22 protein-coding genes are annotated in these 19505 nt (G+C 66.0%); 6 read left to right on the top strand and 16 right to left on the bottom strand.

Annotation, left to right across the window (positions count from 1 at the left end; genetic code table 11):
- The 10 genes from pyk to ON44_RS11320 all read right to left on the bottom strand — a co-directional run.
- Positions 1–1378, bottom strand: a 1378-nt coding sequence (pyk, locus tag ON44_RS11365; protein ID WP_174415056.1) for a pyruvate kinase, incomplete at its 3' end; no start/stop codon positions are given.
- Positions 1379–1480: 102 nt separating this feature from the next.
- Complete coding sequence (locus ON44_RS11360) at positions 1481–2149, bottom strand: amino acid ABC transporter permease (protein ID WP_040688905.1); 669 nt, start codon at positions 2147–2149, stop codon at positions 1481–1483.
- 6 nt (positions 2150–2155) lie between these two features.
- Entirely contained in the window at positions 2156–2911 is a 756-nt protein-coding gene (locus ON44_RS11355; RefSeq protein ID WP_174415054.1) for an amino acid ABC transporter substrate-binding protein, read from the bottom strand.
- Positions 2912–3085: 174 nt separating this feature from the next.
- Positions 3086–3583: a TM2 domain-containing protein gene (locus tag ON44_RS11350; RefSeq protein ID WP_040688903.1), complete on the bottom strand. Its 498-nt coding sequence runs from the start codon at positions 3581–3583 to the stop codon at positions 3086–3088.
- Between the two features lie 151 nt (positions 3584–3734).
- Positions 3735–4883 (bottom strand): prolipoprotein diacylglyceryl transferase, encoded by a 1149-nt coding sequence (lgt, locus tag ON44_RS11345; protein WP_245567108.1) that lies wholly within the window; start codon positions 4881–4883, stop codon positions 3735–3737.
- A gap of 67 nt (positions 4884–4950) precedes the next feature.
- Positions 4951–5751: a tryptophan synthase subunit alpha gene (trpA, locus tag ON44_RS11340; protein ID WP_040688900.1), complete on the bottom strand. Its 801-nt coding sequence runs from the start codon at positions 5749–5751 to the stop codon at positions 4951–4953.
- On the bottom strand, positions 5748–7013 hold the full coding sequence (gene trpB, locus ON44_RS11335) for a tryptophan synthase subunit beta (RefSeq protein WP_040688898.1): 1266 nt from the start codon (positions 7011–7013) through the stop codon (positions 5748–5750). The genes trpA and trpB overlap by 4 nt, the downstream gene beginning before the upstream one ends.
- Before the next feature lie 85 nt (positions 7014–7098).
- Entirely contained in the window at positions 7099–7917 is an 819-nt protein-coding gene (gene trpC, locus ON44_RS11330; protein WP_040688897.1) for an indole-3-glycerol phosphate synthase TrpC, read from the bottom strand.
- A 129-nt stretch (positions 7918–8046) separates the two neighbouring features.
- Positions 8047–8802 carry a TIGR02234 family membrane protein gene (locus ON44_RS11325; protein ID WP_051181893.1) on the bottom strand — a complete coding sequence of 252 codons (756 nt, stop codon included), beginning with the start codon at positions 8800–8802 and terminating at the stop codon, positions 8047–8049.
- The gene (locus ON44_RS11320) at positions 8799–10349 is read right to left on the bottom strand and encodes an anthranilate synthase component I (RefSeq protein ID WP_040688896.1); all 1551 of its coding nucleotides are present in this window, start codon (positions 10347–10349) and stop codon (positions 8799–8801) included. The genes ON44_RS11325 and ON44_RS11320 overlap by 4 nt, the downstream gene beginning before the upstream one ends.
- A 160-nt stretch (positions 10350–10509) precedes the next feature.
- On the opposite strand from ON44_RS11320, the gene ON44_RS11315 reads away from it, so the two are divergent.
- The 4 genes from ON44_RS11315 to ON44_RS11300 all read left to right on the top strand — a co-directional run bounded on the left by ON44_RS11315 (position 10510) and on the right by ON44_RS11300 (position 12719).
- Positions 10510–10818 carry a hypothetical protein gene (locus ON44_RS11315; RefSeq protein ID WP_040688895.1) on the top strand — a complete coding sequence of 103 codons (309 nt, stop codon included), beginning with the start codon at positions 10510–10512 and terminating at the stop codon, positions 10816–10818.
- A 91-nt stretch (positions 10819–10909) separates the two neighbouring features.
- Entirely contained in the window at positions 10910–11374 is a 465-nt protein-coding gene (locus tag ON44_RS11310; RefSeq protein ID WP_040688891.1) for a peroxiredoxin, read from the top strand.
- A gap of 85 nt (positions 11375–11459) precedes the next feature.
- Entirely contained in the window at positions 11460–12032 is a 573-nt protein-coding gene (locus tag ON44_RS11305; RefSeq protein ID WP_040688888.1) for a hypothetical protein, read from the top strand.
- A 234-nt stretch (positions 12033–12266) separates the two neighbouring features.
- Complete coding sequence (locus ON44_RS11300; protein WP_083897803.1) at positions 12267–12719, top strand: MarR family winged helix-turn-helix transcriptional regulator; 453 nt, start codon at positions 12267–12269, stop codon at positions 12717–12719.
- 10 nt (positions 12720–12729) lie between these two features.
- Here ON44_RS11300 and hisI read toward each other — a convergent pair whose 3' ends face one another.
- The 6 genes from hisI to ON44_RS11265 form a co-directional block, all read right to left on the bottom strand.
- A complete protein-coding gene (hisI, locus tag ON44_RS11295) occupies positions 12730–13074 on the bottom strand; it encodes a phosphoribosyl-AMP cyclohydrolase (protein WP_040688910.1) in 345 nt (114 codons plus the stop codon).
- Positions 13075–13425: 351 nt separating this feature from the next.
- Positions 13426–14370, bottom strand: coding sequence for a TIGR03564 family F420-dependent LLM class oxidoreductase (locus ON44_RS11285; RefSeq protein WP_040688881.1), 945 nt, complete (start codon positions 14368–14370; stop codon positions 13426–13428).
- Positions 14371–14491: 121 nt separating this feature from the next.
- The gene (hisF, locus tag ON44_RS11280) at positions 14492–15265 is read right to left on the bottom strand and encodes an imidazole glycerol phosphate synthase subunit HisF (RefSeq protein WP_040688879.1); all 774 of its coding nucleotides are present in this window, start codon (positions 15263–15265) and stop codon (positions 14492–14494) included.
- 157 nt (positions 15266–15422) lie between these two features.
- Complete coding sequence (locus tag ON44_RS11275) at positions 15423–16238, bottom strand: inositol monophosphatase family protein (RefSeq protein ID WP_040688877.1); 816 nt, start codon at positions 16236–16238, stop codon at positions 15423–15425.
- Between the two features lie 7 nt (positions 16239–16245).
- Positions 16246–16977: a bifunctional 1-(5-phosphoribosyl)-5-((5-phosphoribosylamino)methylideneamino)imidazole-4-carboxamide isomerase/phosphoribosylanthranilate isomerase PriA gene (priA, locus tag ON44_RS11270; RefSeq protein ID WP_040688875.1), complete on the bottom strand. Its 732-nt coding sequence runs from the start codon at positions 16975–16977 to the stop codon at positions 16246–16248.
- 62 nt (positions 16978–17039) lie between these two features.
- Positions 17040–17492 carry a MarR family winged helix-turn-helix transcriptional regulator gene (locus ON44_RS11265; RefSeq protein WP_040688872.1) on the bottom strand — a complete coding sequence of 151 codons (453 nt, stop codon included), beginning with the start codon at positions 17490–17492 and terminating at the stop codon, positions 17040–17042.
- 100 nt (positions 17493–17592) lie between these two features.
- Between ON44_RS11265 and ON44_RS11260 the strand changes: the two genes are divergently transcribed.
- On the top strand, positions 17593–18102 hold the full coding sequence (locus tag ON44_RS11260) for a nuclear transport factor 2 family protein (RefSeq protein WP_051181892.1): 510 nt from the start codon (positions 17593–17595) through the stop codon (positions 18100–18102).
- A 65-nt stretch (positions 18103–18167) separates the two neighbouring features.
- Positions 18168–19463, top strand: a complete 1296-nt coding sequence (locus tag ON44_RS11255) for a DUF2786 domain-containing protein (RefSeq protein WP_051181891.1) — start codon at positions 18168–18170, stop codon at positions 19461–19463.
- Positions 19464–19505 lie beyond the last annotated feature (42 nt).

The raw sequence follows: 19505 nt of genomic DNA, 5'->3' as shown, positions 1-19505 counted from the left end.
TGGTGGAGCCGACAGTACCGGGCGGAGAGCCTGCCACGATTACCACCAGATCACCTTTTTGATATCGCTCCATGGACAGCAGTGCTACATCCACCTGGTGGATCATCGCATCGGTGCTGTCCACCGTCGGGACGATGAAGGTTTCGGTGCCCCAGGTGAGCGACAGCTGGCTGCGCACTTCGGGAAGGGGGGTGAACGCCAGCAACGGCAGCGGGGTGTGCAGACGAGCCAGGCGGCGAACCGTATCGCCGGACTGGGTAAAGGCGACCAGCGCCTTGGCATTGAGCCGCTCGCCGATATCGCGGGCGGCGTAGGAGATGACACCGCGCTTGGTGCGCGGCACGTGGGTCAGCGGTGGCACCCGGGTGGATTCGGTCTCCACCGCGTGCACGATGCGCGCCATGGTGCGGACCGTCTCGATCGGATACGCGCCGACCGAGGTCTCACCGGACAGCATCACCGCATCGGCACCGTCGAGCACCGCATTGGCGACATCGGAGGCCTCGGCGCGGGTCGGGCGGGAGTTCTCGATCATCGACTCCAGCATCTGGGTCGCGACGATGACCGGCTTGGCATTCTCGCGAGCCATCTGGATGGCCCGCTTCTGCACGATCGGCACCTGCTCGAGCGGCAGTTCGACGCCGAGGTCACCGCGGGCGACCATGACCGCGTCGAAGGCCAGCACGATGGCCTCGAGATTGTCGATGGCCTCGGGCTTCTCCAACTTGCCGATCACCGGAACGCGGCGGCCGACCCGGTCCATCACGTCGTGCACCAGCTCGACATCCGAGGGTGAACGCACGAACGACAACGCGATGAAGTCGACGCCGAGCTTGAGCGCGAATTCGAGGTCCTCGATGTCCTTTTCCGACAGCGCGGGCACGGAGACGTCCATACCCGGCAGCGAGACGCCCTTGTTATTGCTGACCGGTCCGCCTTCGGTCACCCGGCAGACGACATCGTTGCCCTCGACCCGAATGACGGTGACGCCGACCTTGCCGTCGTCGATGAGCAGGCGGTCGCCCGGTTTGGCGTCCTTGGCCAGCTCTTTGTAGGTGGTGGAGACGCGATCGTGGGTGCCGTCGATCTCGTCGACGGTTATGCGGACCTCTTCACCGTTGGCCCAGACGGTCTTGCCCTCTGTGAAGCGGCCCAGCCGGATCTTCGGTCCCTGTAGGTCGGCGAGAATGCCGACCGCCCGGCCGAGATGGTCCGAGGCCTGCCGCACTTTCTTATAGTTCTCGGCATGGTCGGAGTGCTCGCCATGGCTGAAATTCAGCCGCGCCACATCCATGCCGCTCTCGACGAGTTCCCGAATACGTTCCTCGGTAGCGGTCGCTGGGCCGAGAGTGCACACAATCTTCGTCCGTCGCATCACGAGTAGAGCCTAGTCCCGTGTAGTGCCCCTAGCCTGCTGTGGCCTCGGTGAAAGCTAGGTGAAAAATATGTACGAAGGCTTAGCGAAAAGTACAAACGGGTCTCAACGTGCGACATGGCGGGACAGCCGAGTTTCCAGGCGGGTCTGGCCGAAGCCGAGGACCAGACAGATCACCCAGTAATACAGCGCGGCGACGCCGTACAGAGCGAAAAAGTCGAAGGTCGGGGCGGCGGCCAGCTGCGCGGTGCGCAGGAGTTCGGTCACCAGGACGGTCGAGGCCAGCGAAGTGTCCTTCACCAGGGAGATGAGAGTGTTGGACAGCGGGGGCACCGCGATGCGCGCGGCCTGCGGCAGGATGATCAGCCGCAACTCCTGGGCATACGACATGCCGAGCGCCTTGGCCGCCTCCCACTGTCCTTCCGCGACGCTCAGGATGGCGGCGCGCACGACCTCGGCGGCGTAACCGCCGACATTGAGGCTGAATGCGATCACCGCCGCCGGAAACGGATCGATGACGATATCGAACTGCGGCAGCGCGTAGAACACGATGAACAGCTGCACCAGCAGCGGCGTGCCACGAATAATCGAGATGTAGAACCTGGCGGGCGCCGAGAGGAACCACAGCGGTGACATCCGCGCCAGCGCCACGAACAACGCGATGACCAAACCGATGACGAAACTGATGGCGGTGAGCGGGATGGTCTTGTCGATCGTGGCCTGCAGCATCGGCCACAGGTTGTGCCAGATCAGCTCCCTGGTTGCGGGATCCACGGACGGCTATTTGCTGACGTCGGTGCCGAAGTACTTTTCCGAGATCTTGGCCAACGTGCCGTCCGCGCGCAGCTGGTCCAGCGCGGTGTTCACCTGGCCGATCAGCGCGTCGTCCTTGCGGGCGGCGAACGCCTGATTGCTGACCTCACCGGCTTTGGCGGCGATCTTGACGCCGGTGTCGCCGTTCTTCTTGATGTAGTCGAGCGCGACCAGGCTGTCGTTGACGGTCGCGTCGACGCGGCCGGTCTTCAGCAACTGGACCGCCTGCACGAAGCCCTCCACCGCCTCGACCTTGGCGCCCGCGCCCTGGGCGACCTTGGCCCAGTTACTGGTCGCCGACTGCGCGCTGGTCTTGCCGTTCAGGTCCGCGAGCGAAGTGATGTTGTTGCTGTCCGCGCGGGTGAGGATCACACCCTCGGACGTGGTGTAGGACTGCGACAAGGCGTACTTGGCCTTGCGCTCGTCGGTGATCGACACCTGGTTGGCGACCAGGTCGAAGCGCTTGGACTCGAGACCGGCGAAGATCGCGTCCCACGGCGTCTGCACGAACTCGATCTTCTTGCCGATCTTGTCCCCGACCGCCTGGATCACCTCGATGTCGTAGCCGGTGAGCTTGCCGTCGGAGCCCTGGTAGCTGAAGGGCGAGTAGGTACCTTCGGTGCCGACCTTCAGCACGTTCGGATCGCTGCTGCTGCCGCAGGCGGTGAGCCCGGTGGCGGCGACGATGGCGAGCATGGCGGCGGCGAACAGCTTGCGGCGCACGGAAGTCCCTCTCTCGACACAAAAACCCGGCTCAGGCTACGCCAGGAAGATACCGACCGACAGTATTGCGATCACGGTGCGCCGAATCCTCGCACAGCCTGCCGAAAATGGCGACGGGCCCCGTCGCATCGTCATCCGATGCGACGGGGCCCGTCGGTCAACTGTTCGCGGCGGTCAGTCGCGCAATGGCCGCCCGAGACTGTCGGGCACCTTGCCGGTCAGCATCATGATGCCGTCGATCAGCGGCCAGATACCGCCGAAACCACAGGTCAGCCAGGTGACCGCGATCTGGGCAATCGCGATGCCGGTGTGGCCGGTGTAGAAACGGCCGATACCGAAACCACCGAGGAAGATCTGCAGCAGACCCGCGGTCAGCTTCTGCTTATCCGAGAACGGCACGCCGAACGGGTCGCGACCGTAGGGTGCTTCCGGATCATTCGGGTTGTAGCCGCCGCCCTGGTACGGCGCGGGTGGGTAGCCGCCCGGCTGCTGACCGTAGGGATCGGGCTGGCCGTACTGCGGCTGACCGTACTGCGGCTGCTGCTGGTTGTACGGATCCGACGGGTACTGCTGCCCCGGCGCATCGGGCTGCTTGTTCAGGTCCGGCCCCGTCCCGGGCGGACCGTACTGTGGGCCGCCGAAGCCTGGCTGGTTCTGGTAGGGGTCGGTCACTAAATGTCCTCCATCATTCGTGCATTTCGACGGGTACTCACCCGTCTCCCCGCGTATTTTGCCGGGCAATTGGGCGCCCGAAGGTATCGTCGCGGACACGCGTTCGCGTGTCTACTCGTTGCACCGGCCAGTTGCCCAAGTCGTTATGGGATCAGCCGTGTTTTTTCGAGGTATCGACCTTGCCCTGCTCGGCGTCCGAGGTTTCGGACTCCGTTGAGTTATCGCCGGCGGTATCCGGTTCGTTGCCGGAGTTCTCGGATTTTGTCGGATCCGGATTCTCGGCACTGTGCTTCGGCGGCGCTGCTTCGGCCACCGCGGCCGCCTTCGACGCGGCCTCGGATTCGGCGCCTGCCGCCCGCAGGGCCCCGATCTGCCACGGCCATGGCCGCGAGACCGTCGACGGTTGCAGTTGATCGGCGGTCTCCCTGCCCTTGGTCGCGAAGACGAAATAGGCGACAGCGGCGAGGAATACGAGTGCCGAGGTGAACGAGTTGATGCGGATACCGGCGATCTTGGTCGCCTCGTCGTCGCGCAGCAGTTCGACGAAGAATCGGCCGAGGCAGTACCCGGCGACGTAGAGCGCGAACAGGCGGCCGTGCCCGATGCGGTAGCGCTTGTCGATCTGTACCAGCAGCACCACGATCAGCAAGTTCCAGATCATCTCGTACAGGAAGGTCGGCTGCACGACCTTGTCGACGATGCCGGTGGAGACGCCGTTCATCATGTCGAGCTTGCCCTGATCGTCGAAGCGCAGGTAGATCTCCAGACCCCACGGCAGATCGGTCTTGCGGCCGTAGAGCTCCTGGTTGAAGTAATTGCCGAGCCGGCCGATGGCCTGGGCCAGCAGAATCGGCGGCGCGATCGCATCGCCCAATGCGGGCAATGGAATTCGGTAGACCCGGCAGCCGATCCAGGCGCCGACGCCGCCGAGGAAGACCGCACCCCAGATGCCGAGGCCCCCCTGGTAGATCTTCAGCGCATCGATCGGATGACCGTCGGCGCCGAAGTACTTCTGCCAGTCGGTGGCAACGTGATAGAGCCGCCCGCCGACCAGACCGAAGGGCACCGCGAACATCGCGACATCGAGAATCGCGCCCTTCTGCCCGCCGCGCGCCTGCCAGCGCCGCTCACCCCACCAGATGGCGACGACGATGCCGACGATGATGCACAGGGCATAGGCCCGTAGCGGGAATGGACCGATATGCCAAACGCCCTGGGACGGGCTGGGAATGTAGGCCAGCACATCAGCGGTGACGGCACCGTTGCTCAGGACGCTGTCTGCGAGGACTTGTAAGGTCACGGCCCCAACCGTAGCGGAGCACGGCCACATCGCGAGATTCGCGGTCGGCGCGCCCTCTCCCGGGCGCCTAGGAGGCGACGGTCGCGGAACGAACACCCTCGGCCAGTTCGGCCGTGAGGGCGCGGACCGCGTCGAGTCCCTGGGCCGCGGCGGTCACCAGTGCCGAGCCGACGATGACTCCGTCTGCGTAGGAGGCGATTTCGGCCGCCTGCGCACCGTTTCGCACGCCGAGGCCGACACCGATCGGGATATCGGAGTGGGCGCGGATGCGCTCGCACAACGCCGGGGCCGCGGAGGAGACCACATCTCGGGCGCCGGTGACACCCATGGTCGAGGCCGCATAGACGAAGCCGCGGCTGGCCTCCAGCGTCTTGACCAGACGCTCCTCGGTGGACGACGGCGCGACCAGGAAGATGCGGTCCAGACCGTGTGCGGCCGAGGCGACGAACCAGCTGTCGGCCTCCTCCGGGATGAGGTTGGGGGTGATGATGCCGGACCCGCCCGCGGCGGCCAGATCGCGCGAGAAACGGTCGACGCCGTACTGCAGCACCGGATTCCAGTAGCTCATCACGACGGCCTTACCGCCCGCCGCGGTGATCGCCTCGACCACCGAGAACACATCGCGCACCCGGACACCACCGCGCAACGCCTGATCGGCGGCGGCCTGGATGGTCGGTCCGTCCATCACCGGATCGGAGTAGGCGACGCCGACTTCGACTATGTCGCAACCGGATTCGACCATGGTGCGGCACACCTCGATCGAACCGGCCAGATCCGGGTAGCCCGCGGGCAGATAGCCGATCAGCGCGGCCCGGCCCTCCGCGCGACAGGCGGCGAAGGTGTTGGCAAGGCGGGACTGCTCGCTCACTGGTGGCTCTCCTTGTCGGCGGCGTGGTCGTCGAACAGCCCGAACCATCGTGCCGCCGTGTCCATATCCTTGTCGCCGCGCCCGGACAGGTTCACCAGGATGATCGCGCCCTTGCCGAGTTCCTTGCCCAGCTTCATCGCACCGGCCACCGCATGCGCGGATTCGATCGCCGGAATGATGCCCTCGGCGCGGCTGAGCAGCAGCAGCGCGTCCATCGCCTCGACATCGGTGATCGGCTGGTATTCGGCGCGACCGATGTCCTTGAGGTAGGCGTGTTCCGGACCCACACCCGGATAGTCCAAACCGGCCGAGATCGAATGCGATTCGATGGTCTGGCCGTCCTCGTCCTGCAGCAGATACGAGTACGCGCCCTGGAATGCGCCGGGGGTACCACCGGTGAAAGTCGCGGCGTGCCTTCCGGTTTCGACGCCGTCACCGGCCGCCTCGTAACCGATCAGCCGCACGCCGGGATCGTCGATGAAGGGATGGAAGATGCCGATGGCGTTGGAGCCACCGCCGACGCAGGCCGTGACCGCATCGGGCAGCCGCCCGGTGAGCGCCTGTACCTGGGCGCGGGCCTCCAGCCCGACGATGCGCTGGAGATCGCGCACCATCATCGGGAAAGGATGCGGGCCCGCGGCGGTGCCGAAGCAGTAATAGGTGGCGTCGGCATTGGTGACCCAGTCGCGCAGCGCCTCGTTGATCGCATCCTTGAGGGTCTGCGAACCGGTCCGCACCGAGATCACCTCGGCGCCGAGCAGTCGCATGCGGGCCACATTCAGCGCCTGGCGGGCGGTATCGACCGCACCCATGTAGACGACGCATTCGAGGCCGAGCAGTGCGCACGCGGTGGCGGTGGCGACGCCGTGCTGACCTGCGCCGGTCTCCGCGATGACCCGGGACTTGCCCATGCGCTTGGCGAGCAATGCCTGACCGAGCACGTTATTGATCTTGTGCGAACCGGTGTGGTTCAGATCCTCGCGCTTGAGAATGATGCGCGCACCACCGGCGTGCTCGGCGAGCCGCCGGCATTCGAAGATCGGCGACGGGCGACCGGTGTAGTCGCGCTGCAGCCGGTCCAGTTCGTCGAGGAAGGCGGGATCCAGGCGACACTTCTCGTATTCGGCGGTGACCTCCTCGATCACCGCCATCAGCGCCTCGGGCACATGCCTGCCGCCGTAGACGCCGAAGTGGCCGCCCGGATCCGGCTCGTGGTCGCTGCGCTCGTGGATACCGTCGGAAGCCTTGGGCAGTGTCGTCACGACTGCGCCTCGCCGACGCTCGGCTTCGTCGTGGCCGCACAGGCCGCTGTGTCGATGGTTCCCTCGCTTCGCTCGCTCACCGTGGTCACCGACCCCGCCGCGCGGGCTTCGGGCAGGACGGATGGGTGCCTGCGGTCACCAGTTCGGAGACGGCCGCGCGCGGGTCGCCACTGGTGACCAGCCCCTCGCCGACGAGCACGGCATCCGCACCGGCGCCGGCATAGGCCAGCAGGTCTGCGGTGCCGCGGATACCGGATTCGGCGATGCGGATGACCTCGGTGGGCAAACCGGGCGCGATGCGCGCGAAGACATCGCGATCCACCTCGAGGGTCTTGAGGTTGCGGGCGTTCACGCCGATCACGGAGGCGCCGGCCTCGAGGGCGCGGTCGGCCTCTTCCTCGGTGTGCACCTCGACCAGCGCGGTCATGCCGAGCGATTCGGTGCGGTCGATCAGCGAGCTCAGCACGTCCTGTTCCAGGGCGGCCACGATGAGCAGGATGACGTCGGCGCCGTGCGCACGAGCCTCGTGGATCTGGTAGGGCCCGACGACGAAATCCTTGCGCAGGATCGGGATGTTCACGCAGGCGCGCACCGCGTCCAGATCGTCGAGCGACCCGTGGAAGCGACGGCCCTCGGTGAGCACGCTGATGATGCGCGCTCCGCCGTCCTCGTAGGACTTGGCCAGACTCGCCGGGTCCGGGATATCCGCGAGCTCCCCCTTGGACGGGCTGGCCCGCTTGACCTCGGCAATGACGCCGATGCCGTCTTCGAGGAGCGCGGCGCGGGCGTCCAGCGGCGCGGGCGCCGCGACCGCGGCCGCCTTGATCGCCTGGAAGTCCAGAAGGGCTTCCCGAGCGGCCACATCCGCGCGGACCCCGTCGAGAATCGAGTCGAGTACCGTCATCTGGCTCGAATCCTTTCTGGGGAGACGGACTTGCTGCCTGAGAATCCCCCCAGGCGCTGTCTCACCGATGCTGACAAAGAATAAATGGCTGCTTGTGGCGCAACTGCGCCGGGGTTTGTACTCACCTGCTCAGACACCTCGATGCCCTTGTTTCCCCTGATCATGATCGGCGGAATCGTCAGTGGCCGAAGGGGGCCGACTCGCTTCCTCGGTCGGGTCGGTTCCCGCGTCCAACGCATCCCAGAGCACGCGCTCGGAAAGCTGACCCGTATCGCCCGCCACCTCGTCGGTGAGCTGACGCGTCACCTGTTCGGTGGCGGCGGCCCTGCGGAAGACCGGATTGTCGTACTTGCCGGACAGGCGGGCGGCGTCCTCGGGCATACGGGCCAGCAGGACACCGGCCACGAAGGCCGCCAGCGCTCCCAGCAGCGAAAGAACGGCCGGAAACTGGGAAGTGACCACCTCGGTGACCGTCGCGCGGCCGGGCAGCTCCGCCAGCGTGGCGGCACGGGCCGCCGTCGCGCCGGATCTGGTCAGCAGGGCGAAGGCGGGAACCGCCGTCACCGCCGCGACCAAGCCGATCAGGATGCCGAACATGCGCCGCAGCCAGCCGCGGGTCGCCAGCACCGCGGCGATGGCGGCCAGCAGTACCAGTGCAAGCGGAGTCAGCGCACCGAACCAGACACCGCCGTTCAGTTTGTCGGTCCGCGGTTCGGTGAGCCCGTCGGTGGACGAGACAGTTACCCATGTCATCCGGGAGGAGCCCCACAGCGCCGCAGCGGCGACGGCGAGCAGGACGATCGCGCCGACCGGATATTTCCGCTTCGGGGTCTGTGCGTCCGCCGGGGTGGTCGGATCGGTGTCGACGGGTTCCGAATCGGTCATTCCGCGCTGCCGTCCGCAGGTGCGCTATACGCCCGAACCGTTTTCGCGGCCGCCACCGCCCGCAGCACCGCCATGGCCTTGTTGCGGGATTCGACGTCCTCGTAGTCCGGATCCGAATCCGCGACGATGCCGGCACCGGCCTGCACATAGGCGGTGCCGTCCTTCAGCAGTGCGGTGCGAATGGCGATCGCGGTATCCGCATCGCCCGCGAAGTCGAGATAGCCGACGACACCACCGTAGACGCCGCGGCGGGTGGGCTCGAGCTCCTCGATGAGTTCCATCGCGCGCACCTTCGGCGCACCGGACAGCGTGCCCGCGGGGAAGCAGGCACTGACCGCGTCCAGCGCGATCTTTCCCGGCGCGAGGCGGCCCGAGACCGTCGAGACCAGATGCATGACATGGCTGTAGCGCTCGATGTGCCGATACTCGGTGACCCGCACCGTGCCCGGCTGGCAGACCCGGCCCAGATCGTTGCGGCCGAGGTCGACGAGCATGAGATGCTCGGCGTTCTCCTTCTCGTCGGCCAGCAGCCCCTTCTCCAGCAGCAGATCGTCCTCCTCGGTGGCGCCACGCCACCGGGTGCCCGCGATCGGATGGGTCGTCGCCACCCCTTCTTTCACGGTCACCAGCGATTCCGGGCTGGAGCCGACGATGGAGAACGCGGTGCCGCCGTCGCCGTCCGGGATGTGGATCAGATACATGTACGGGCTCGGATTGGAGGCGCGCAGCATCCGGTACAGGTCCAAAGGCGCGCCGTCGTAATCCATTTCGAAGCGCTGCGAGAGCACCACCTGGAAGGCCTCGCCCGCCTCGATCTCCTTGACCAGGCGACGTACGCCCGCCCCGAACTCTTCGGTGGTGCGGCGGCGGATGTACTCCGGCTCGGGCTGATCGAAGACCGAAACCGTGGACTCCGAGGGCGCGGCCAGCGCGGCGGTCATCCGGTCCAGCCGGGCCACCGCATCGTCATAGGCCTCGTCGACCCGTTCGGCGGTGCCGTTCCAGTTGACCGCATTGGCGATGAGTGTGATCGCGCCCTCGTGGTGGTCGAAGGCCGCGAGATCGGTGGCGAGCATCAGCACCATCTCGGGCAGCCGCAGATCGTCGGCGGCGAGGGTGGGCAGTCGCTCGATGCGGCGAACCGCGTCGTAGCCGAGGTAGCCGACCATGCCGCCGGTCAGCGGGGGCAGGCCGGGCAGCCGCTCGGTCTGCAGCAGTTGCAGGGTTTCACGCAGCGCCACCAGCGGATCGCCGCCGCAGGGCGCGTCCGCGGGGGTGTGCCCGAGCCAAGCCGCTTCGCCGTCCACCACCGTCAGCGCGGAGGGGCTGCCGGCACCGATGAACGACCAGCGCGACCACGACCGCCCGTTCTCCGCGGACTCGAACAGGAAGGTACCGGCCCGATCCGCGGCCAACTTGCGGTAGGCCGACAGCGGAGTTTCGGAGTCCGCCAGCACCTTTCGGGTCACGGGGACCACCCGATGCACCGCGGCCAGCTCGTGGAACTGTTCGCGGGTCGTGGTGGTGGGAGTGGACGCGCCAGGCATGTGTTCATCATCCCAGGCGGCACCGACAGCCTTGTCGGCGCGTCCCCTCCTCGTGAACCGACTGTCCGGTTCTGACGTGCCGCAAGGGCTGGTGACAGCCGTCACTACACTCGCCCCGTTCGATCTCATACGCGGTACCCATTTCGAGAGGAGACAACAGATGTACCCCTCGCAACCAGGTGCACCCGACGGGCGGCACGCCGCCGGTTCGGGCCTGCCTGGTCAACCCCCGCGGATGGTCGGCCTGCATTCGATGGGCGGATCACCGAGTTCCAACCACCTGAACGCCCTAGCGTCCTTCGTCACCTACGTGAAGGCGCTGGAAGCCCTGGACAAGCACCACTTTCCGGATGAGTACGCCACTCACAGCGACCGGATCAGGGAACTCAGGCCGCTGCTGCGCGCACACGGAATTCTTGATGTCATGCAGATCAAAAATCCAGAAGTCGCCGCACTCATCGGCGCTTAGTCGCGATAAGAACTCGTCATTCCGGTATCCGGCCTGACGGGACCGAGCGCGGGGGCGGCAAACCGACCTCGCGCCCGGTACTGTCCCCACTATGCAGACAGGTCAGCTCGCTCCCGAGTTCGAGCTTCCCGATCAATCCGGCACCCCGCGTTCGCTCGATGCGCTGCTCGCGAACGGTCCGCTGGTGCTGTTCTTCTACCCCGCCGCGAATACGCCGATCTGCACGGCGGAGGCGTGCCATTTCCGTGATCTGTCCGCCGAATTCACGGCGCTGGGCGCATCGTGCGTCGGCATCAGCACCGACGGCGTCGATACCCAGGCCGGATTCGCCTCCAAGCAGAACCTCGGATACCCGTTGCTGTCGGATGCCGACGGCAAGGTCGCCTCGGCGTTCGGGGTGAAGCGCGGACTGCTCGGCAAGCTCGCACCGGTCAAGCGGCAGACTTTCGTGATCGATCGGGATCGCAAGGTCGCCAAGGTGATCACCGGCGAGTTTCGGGCCGACGCGCACGCGGACGAGGCGCTGAAGTTCCTGCGCGAGCGCGCTCTGCAGTAGCCCTATTCGTCAACGAGCGGTAATCACCGCGAAAACGCCAGTTCTATCGCATTGATCTCCTGGTTGCCCGGCATACGCTGGGTTCATGACTTCGAGCGAGGTTCGGCCGGACGGGCAGAAATCCACGCTGGCCACGTGGCGCACTCGGATCATCGGCGCGCTGGCGGTCATCGTCGTACTGATCATCGCCTACTTCATTCTGGCGGCGTTCATTCCACGCTGGTGGGCGCAGCGCATCGCCGAGCTGGTGAGCGGCAGTTTCAGCAAGGGCATCGGCTGGGGGCTGGTATACGGCTTGCTCGGCACCGCCATCCCGCTGTTCCTGCTGATGTTCGCTGCACTTATCTGGAAGCGGCGAGCCGGAAAGTTCGTCGCGGGTGCTGCCGCGTTGCTCGCGCTGATCGTCGCGATTCCGAACCTGATGACACTGTCGATCGTGCTCGGCGGAAGTAATGCCGCACATGCCGGCCAACGAATTCTGGATGTCGACGCACCCGCCTTCCGTGGCGCGTCACTGGTAGGCGCCATCGTGGCGGTCGTGGTCTTCCTCGCCGCGTCGGCCCTGATCAGCGGTCGATGGTGGCGGCGCAGGCACCCCGGCAAGCAGACGGCACCGACGCCACCCGCCGCCACTCCGCAAACGCCGACGGTCCCCTAGGGCACGTAGCCGACACGCCATCCGGCTCTGTGAGTGACCTCACGTCGCGAACCAAGTCCATGACGGTCGAGCGAAGTCGTGGCAAACTCATTTACGCGAGTGACCGTGAACATGCTTTTCGTTAATCGCTAGGTTCGCTAACAATAAGACGTCACTTGGCTCGAAAGAAGGCACCCAGTGACGAAGTGGCTCGACCCGGACGAACAACGAGCTTGGCGTGCGATCGTAGCGCTGATGACACGTCTACCAGGCGCTTTGGATACCCACCTGCAGCGCGAATCCGGGGTGACGCATTTCGAATACTGGGTGCTCACGCTGTTGTCCGAGGAGCCCGGCCATCGGCTGCAGATGAGTGAGCTTGCCCACAAAGCAAATGCATCGCTATCGCGACTGTCCCATGTGGTGTCGAAGCTGGAGCGAATGGGCTGGGCACAACGGTCAGCAACCACCGGCCGCCGGGGTGTGCAGGCGGTGCTCACCGACGACGGCTACTCGAAGGTCGTCGAGGCGGCGCCCGGTTATCTGGATGCGGTGCGGCAGTTGGTATTCGATGGTCTCGACGCCGAACAGACTGCGCAACTCGCCGACCTCAGCGAACTGCTCGTCAGGCAGCTCAGCGACACTCTGAGCCAGTCCAACGGCAGCTCGGCGCTGGTCGAGGAGCCCGGCGAGCAGCCGAATTCATAACAGGTGGGGCTCAGCTGTCGGCGAGCAGCAGGTCGGAGTCGAAGCAGGTGTGCGTGCCGGTGTGGCAGGCCGCGCCCTCCTGGTCGACGACGAGCAGAATGGTGTCGCCGTCGCAATCGAGGCGGACCTCGTGCACATACTGGGTGTGGCCGGAGGTTTCGCCCTTGACCCAGTACTGCTGGCGCGAACGTGAATAATAGGTCGCCTTGCGGGTTTCCAGCGTGCGGGCCAGCGCCTCGTCGTCCATCCAGGCAACCATCAGCACATCGCCGGTGCCGCGCTCCTGCGCGACCGCGGCGACGAGTCCGGCGTCATTGCGCTTGAGCCGGGCGGCGATGGTGGGGTCGAGAGTCATATCACCGTTATACAGGGGGCTCCCCCGCCGGAACACATCGTGTAGTGCCGAAACACCACCCGCCACGACGGTTCCTACTCCTCCGGCAACGGAATCAGTTCGAGATGTTCGGCCACAGGCTTTTTGGCGCAGGCGGCCCTGCCGGTGACCAAGTTCACCCCACCCCGGTGGGCAACCAGCCATTTGCCACAGACACAACGAAGATAGCGAACCGAACCATGTGTCGACACCAGCATCGGCGATGACCAGGAGCATGCGGGACACGTGGCGGACATGGTCGCTAAGCCTGGGTAACTGTCGAGCAGATAGCAATCACCGCCCCGGCGTGGCGGCCGAAGAATCCGAAGAATGTCAAACTGTGCGAGTGCGATTCAGCTCACCGAGGAGCTCCCAGGTGCGCCGACGGTCGGCCTCGGACGCCAGATCTGTTTGGGCCACAACAACATCGGTGGCACCAGCTTCGAAGTAGGCGTTGATCTGATCGGCGAGGGTCTGTTCGTCACCGATCACGGCGAGTTCGGCGGCGTGCGATACGCCAGATAGTTCGATCATTCGCCGATAGGACGGAATCTCGTTGTAGAAGGCCATCTGTTCGGCCGCCGCCGCGCGAGTGCTGTCGACATCGGCGGTGACCACGCCCGCAACCATGGCGACAATGCGGGGTCGCGGACGTCCGGCTTGTTCGGCCGCCGCCGTGGTGGGCGCGACGATGTGCTCGCCTATTGCTTTCGGACCGACCAGAAATGGCATTGTGCCGTCGGCCGATTCGGCGGTCACGCGCAGCGCTTGCGGGCCCATCGCCGCGACGAGGACCGGCACCGTCGGCTCTGCACCCGCGACCGCGGCGGGCATCGGCGTTACGGCACTGAGGGTTTCGCCGCGGAATTCCACCGAACCGTTGTCCAGCACGCCGCGCAATGCGATCAGGAATTCGCGAAGCCGAGTAATCGGCCGGTCGAAGTTCTCGCCGAACGCCGACTCGGTAATCGAGCGGGCGCCGAGCCCGAGGCCGAGGGTGAAGCGACCGTGCGTTGCGGCCTGAGCCGTCTGTGCCTGGCTCGCGATCAGGAGTGGATGTCGCGCGGAAATCGGAACGACCGATGTGCCGACCGCCAACTCCGGCACCTCGCGCCCGACAGTGCCGGCAACGCTGATGGTGTCATGCGAGAACAATTGACCGAACCACAGTGAACTCAACCCGGCCCCGGCGGCCTCCCGCCCCAGCACAACGGCACCATCCACCGCATTGTCGGCGGCATCGAGGGCAAACGGAGACAACGCAATTCCGATACTCATCCCCGGTGCAACCGCAACGCCTTTGCATCTCATTCCTTCGGTCTGTCGCATATCGGCCGAGAACCTCGCAGAGGCTATACCTTGTGTGAGGCAATCACTGGTTATGCGTCAGGTGCGCGGGCTAGCGGACGATGATTTGTTCGGCGCGCATGGCGGCTTTTACCTGGGGGATGGTGAGGTCGCCGAAGTGGAAGACGCTGGCGGCCAGGACGGCGTCTGCGCCGGCCTGGACGGCGGGGGCGAAGTGTTCGACGGCGCCCGCGCCGCCGCTGGCGATCACCGGTATCGAGACCGCTTCGCGGACAGCCTTGATCATGGGGAGGTCGAAGCCCGCCTTGGTGCCGTCGGCGTCCATCGAGTTGAGCAGGATCTCGCCGACGCCGAGTTCGGCGCCGCGCACAGCCCATTCGATGGCGTCGATACCGGTGCCGCGCTTGCCGCCGTGTGTGGTGACCTCCCAGCCGGACGGAGTGTCGGGCTGGCCGTCCGGAACGGTACGGGCGTCCACCGACAGCACGATGCACTGGGAACCGAAGCGCTCCGACATTTCCCGCAAGACTTCGGGGCGCGCGATGGCGGCGGTATTCACCGATACCTTGTCCGCGCCCGCACGCAGCAGCCGGTCGACATCCCCGACCGTGCGCACGCCGCCGCCGACGGTGAGCGGGATGAAGATCTGCTCGGCCGTGCGGGTCACCACATCGATCATGGTGCCGCGGTCGCCAGTGGAGGCGGTGACGTCGAGGAAGGTCAGCTCGTCGGCGCCCTGCAGGTCGTAGGCGGCGGCGAGTTCGACGGGATCGCCCGCGTCACGCAGGTTTTCGAAGTTGACGCCCTTGACCACCCGGCCCGCGTCGACATCCAGGCACGGAATCACGCGTACCGCCAACGTCATCGGCTCACCCTTCTTCGAATCATGCTGTGTTGTTCACCCATTCCGCCCGGCCGCCATTCCCCGGTGTTGACCGACCCCGCCGGCTGCCAACCCCCTATGTGTTGACGCACCCGCCGACTCCGCCGACCGCCATCCCCCATGTCCTTGGCGCGCAGCCTCACGCATCGTCGGCGACCGTGCAAATCATTTCGAGCAGTTCCTCGTGCACCCCCGGCGCGGCGGCCAGCACCGAACCCGAGGTGATGGTCCACGGATCCCCCGCCAGATCGGTGACCACCCCGCCCGCCGCACGCACCAGCGCAACGCCCGCGGCGTTGTCCCACGGATGGTGCCCGAAGACGATCGCGCCGCCGAGCACGCCCGATGCGGTGAACGCGAGATCGATACCGGTGGAACCGTGCATGCGTACCCGCGAGGACAGCCTGCTCAGCGGACCGAGCAGGTCGAAACGGAACCGGCCGGGAATGCGTCCGGCGGAATCCACATTGAACGCGCCGAAGCCGATCATCGCCTCGCCGAGCTTCCCGTGCGGCAGGCGCGGCAGCGGTTCGCCGTTGAGCAGCACCGGACCATCGACGGCCGCCGAATAGCGCTGGCCGAGCAGCGGCAGCCAGGTCAGCCCGAGCAGCGGCTCCCCGTCGTGTACCAGGGCCAGCAGCATGCCCGAAAGGGGGTGTCCCGATGAGTAATTGAAGGTGCCGTCGATCGGATCGAGCACCCACGCGGTCCCCGATGTCAGCTGCGGTCCGCCGAATTCCTCGCCGTGCACCTCGATTCCGGTGCGCTGCTCGAGCTGCGCGGAGATGGTGCGCTCCAACTCCAGGTCGAGTTCGGTCGCGAAGTCGTTGCGGCCCTTGGCCACCGCGCTCGGCGCGCCGACCCCTTCGACGAAACGCGGGCTTGCCGCATCGAGGATTTCGGCGGCGACGTCGAGCAGGGCCGGTAGTTCGGTGTCGAGGCGGTTGGCGGTCATCGAATCGTCAGCGGACCGCGGCCAGCGCCTCGGGCAGCGTGAAGCGGCCCGCGTACAGCGCCTTGCCAACAATCGAACCCTCGACACCCTCGGGCACCAGTTCGGCGATGGCGATCAGATCCTCGATGGTGGAGACGCCGCCGGAGGCGATGACCGGCGCATCGGTGGCGGCGCAGACTTCGCGCAGCAGATCCAGGTTGGGGCCGGTGAGGGTGCCGTCCTTGGTCACGTCGGTGACCACGTAGCGCGAGCAACCGTCGCGCTCGAGGCGTTCGAGCACCTCCCACAGATCACCGCCGTCGCTGACCCAGCCGCGGCCGCGCAGCCGGTGTTCGCCGTCGATGATCCGTACATCCAGGCCGACGGCGATGCGCTCACCGTGCTTGGCGATGGCGCGGGCACACCACTGCGGATCCTCCAGCGCGGCGGTGCCGAGGTTCACCCGGGCACAGCCGGTACCCAGCGCGGCCTCCAGGGATTCGTCGTCGCGGATGCCGCCGGACAGCTCCACCTTGACATCGAGTTCTCCGACGACCTTGGCCAGCAGTTCACGATTGGAACCACGGCCGAATGCCGCGTCGAGATCGACCAGATGCACCCACTCCGCACCGGCTTCCTGCCAGGCGAGTGCCGCGTCGCGCGGGGAGCCGTAATTGGTTTCGCTGCCCGCCTCCCCCTGAACCAGGCGCACGGCCTCTCCATTGGCGACATCGACAGCAGGTAGCAGCACAAGACTCACGGATGCAGTTTAGTTGCTCGCTCCGCGCGCCCTACCCCCGGCCTGCGGAAATAGGGGCGCGATCACCCTTGCACATGATCATCGAGGATCCGGATGAGCAGCCGGACCAGTTCGCGGCGCTCGGCGGCGGAGAGGGCGGTGAGTAGATCGTCCTGGGCGCCTTCGATTCGTTGGTCCAGTTCGTCGAGGTGGCGGGTGCCCGCCTTGGTGATGGTGACGATATTGCGGCGGCGGTCGCTCGGATCCGGGGTGCGTTCGATCAAGCCACGCTCTGCGAGATCGTTCAGTGCGGCGACGATATCGCTGCGGTCGATGCGGGTACGACGGCCGAGATCGGCCTGACTGGCGGGACCGAACTCGCCGAGCGTGGCAAGCAGGGCGTAGTGGTAGCGGCGCGATCCGGTTGCTTCGAAGGCGCGCTCGGTCGCCCGGTTGGCGAGGATGGCCACCTGGTTGACCAGTCGGGTGGGCAGGGCGCGCAGCCTGCCCGGGGTGTCCTCGTGCGCGATCTCCATGAGAGCAATGTAGCAATACTTGTTGGTGTAACCCACGATCTGTTATCGTTGGACTTGCCAACGTTGGAGTTACCAACGTTTATTCCGGAAGGTTAGACCAATGCGCAAGATCCGCCGCTTCCTCCCCCTCGCCGCACTGCCCCTGGCGCTGCTCACCGCCTGCACCACTGCCACCAAAGACGACACGCACCAACTTCGCGAGCTGGTGGACCGCAACGAGATCACCGGGCTGGTCAATCAATTGGGCCGCGCATTGGACGAGGGCCGCTTCGATGACTTCCGCACGATCTACACCGCCGAAGCGACCGCGAAAACCCCTGGCGGCCGGGCCGAGGGTCGCGATGCGCTCATCGCGCAGGCGAGCCGGAATCACTCCGATGACAAGCGCATTCAGCATTTCATCACCAATGTGATGATCGACCTGCACGGCGATGCGGCCGAGGTGCGCGCGAATCTCATCGCCACCTTCGCGCAGGCCACTACCGCCGTGTCGGAGCCGCAGTACACCCTCGGCGAGGTCTACCGCTTCGACGCTGTTCGCACGGCGGAGGGCTGGCGGCTGTCGCGGGTGGAGACGACGCCGCTGTGGTCAACGGGCACCCGGCCCTAGTCTCTCCCCGGCCTATACGGTTGTGGCGAAGTTGGACACCGCCGGACTATGTAAGGGGGTCGGTCATGGGCAAGCAAAATCGTCGGCGGCGCTCGGGAGAGCGTGGCGCCGCCAACGGCTCCGCATACTGGTCTGCGCAGTCCAGTGGGCCACAGGATTCCGAGCAGATCGCGAACGCGATCATGGCCACGGCAATGGAGACCGCGCAGGGGAATGCCCGAGCCGCTGTGCAATTCGCGCAACAGCTCGTCGGGCGCGAGCCGCTGACGCGCGAGCAAGCGGAAGGCGCGCACCTGGCGGCACAGCACATCATCGGCCGAATCTTTCAATACGGCTGGCTTCCGGAAGACATCCACCAGGTCGCGCGGCGACGCGTGGACGAGTTCGCGATCGCGCTGCTCATCGATGTCATGGCCGCCTACGTCCGGCCTCTCGCGCCGGAATCGGTCGATGAGACCTGGCAATTGCAGCTCGCCGAGCTGGGAGCCGACATCTGGTGGTCCGCATCAGAACCGCACCTCGGCCAGTGGGCCGCGAGACATCTACTGACGGCGGCGGAGGCGCTGACGACTGTGGTCGAGGCACTTGCGATGCTGATCCGACTACCAAAGCTGGAACTGATCCGGCCCCTGCCCGGCACTGCACGACCGCAAGCCGCAGCGCACCACCACGCCGTCGACGCCAAGGTCCTGAGCCGAGTCCGCGGACTGCTCGCGAAGGCCGAGTCGACGTCATATCCCGAAGAGGCGGAGGCACTTTCGGCCAAGGCCCAGGAGCTGATGACCAAATACGCGCTCGATCGGGTACTCGTCGATGCGGATAACGCCGTGCCCGATCTGCCCGGCGCGTGCCGGATCTGGTTGGACACCCCCTATGTCGACGCGAAAGCGCTGCTTGTCGATGTGGTCACCAAGGCCAACCGGTGCCGCGCGATCTTCGCCTCGGCATTCGGCTTCATGACCGTCGTCGGTGACGAAAGCGACTTGGAGGCAATCGAATTGCTGACGACCTCGTTGCTCGTTCAGGCCACCAGAGCGATGATCGCCAGCGGCAACGAATCCAAGCGCAGCGCCGATGCCAGAAGCCGCGCATACCGCAAGTCATTCCTTATCGCCTATGCAACGCGCATCGGTGAGCGACTCGAAGAAGCGAATGAGACGACGATTGCGGAATCCCCGGATCCGGCGCGTTTGCTTCCGGCGCTCCGCTCCCACCAACACAAAGTGGATGAGGCGTTCGACGCGCTGTTCCCCACCATCCGAAACCGCGGGATTTCCATCGGCAACGGCAATGGTTGGGCGGCGGGACGTGCAGCAGCTGACAGCGCCCAGCTACAGGCTCGCCGCTCGATCAAGAAGTAGCTCACGCCCGATGCACTGAAATACATTGCGGGGGGCTCTGAT

Origin of the sequence: Nocardia vinacea NBRC 16497, assembly GCF_000308835.1 — a bacterium.
GTDB lineage: Bacteria > Actinomycetota > Actinomycetes > Mycobacteriales > Mycobacteriaceae > Nocardia > Nocardia vinacea.
This window is presented reverse-complemented; position numbering and strand designations above follow the sequence as displayed.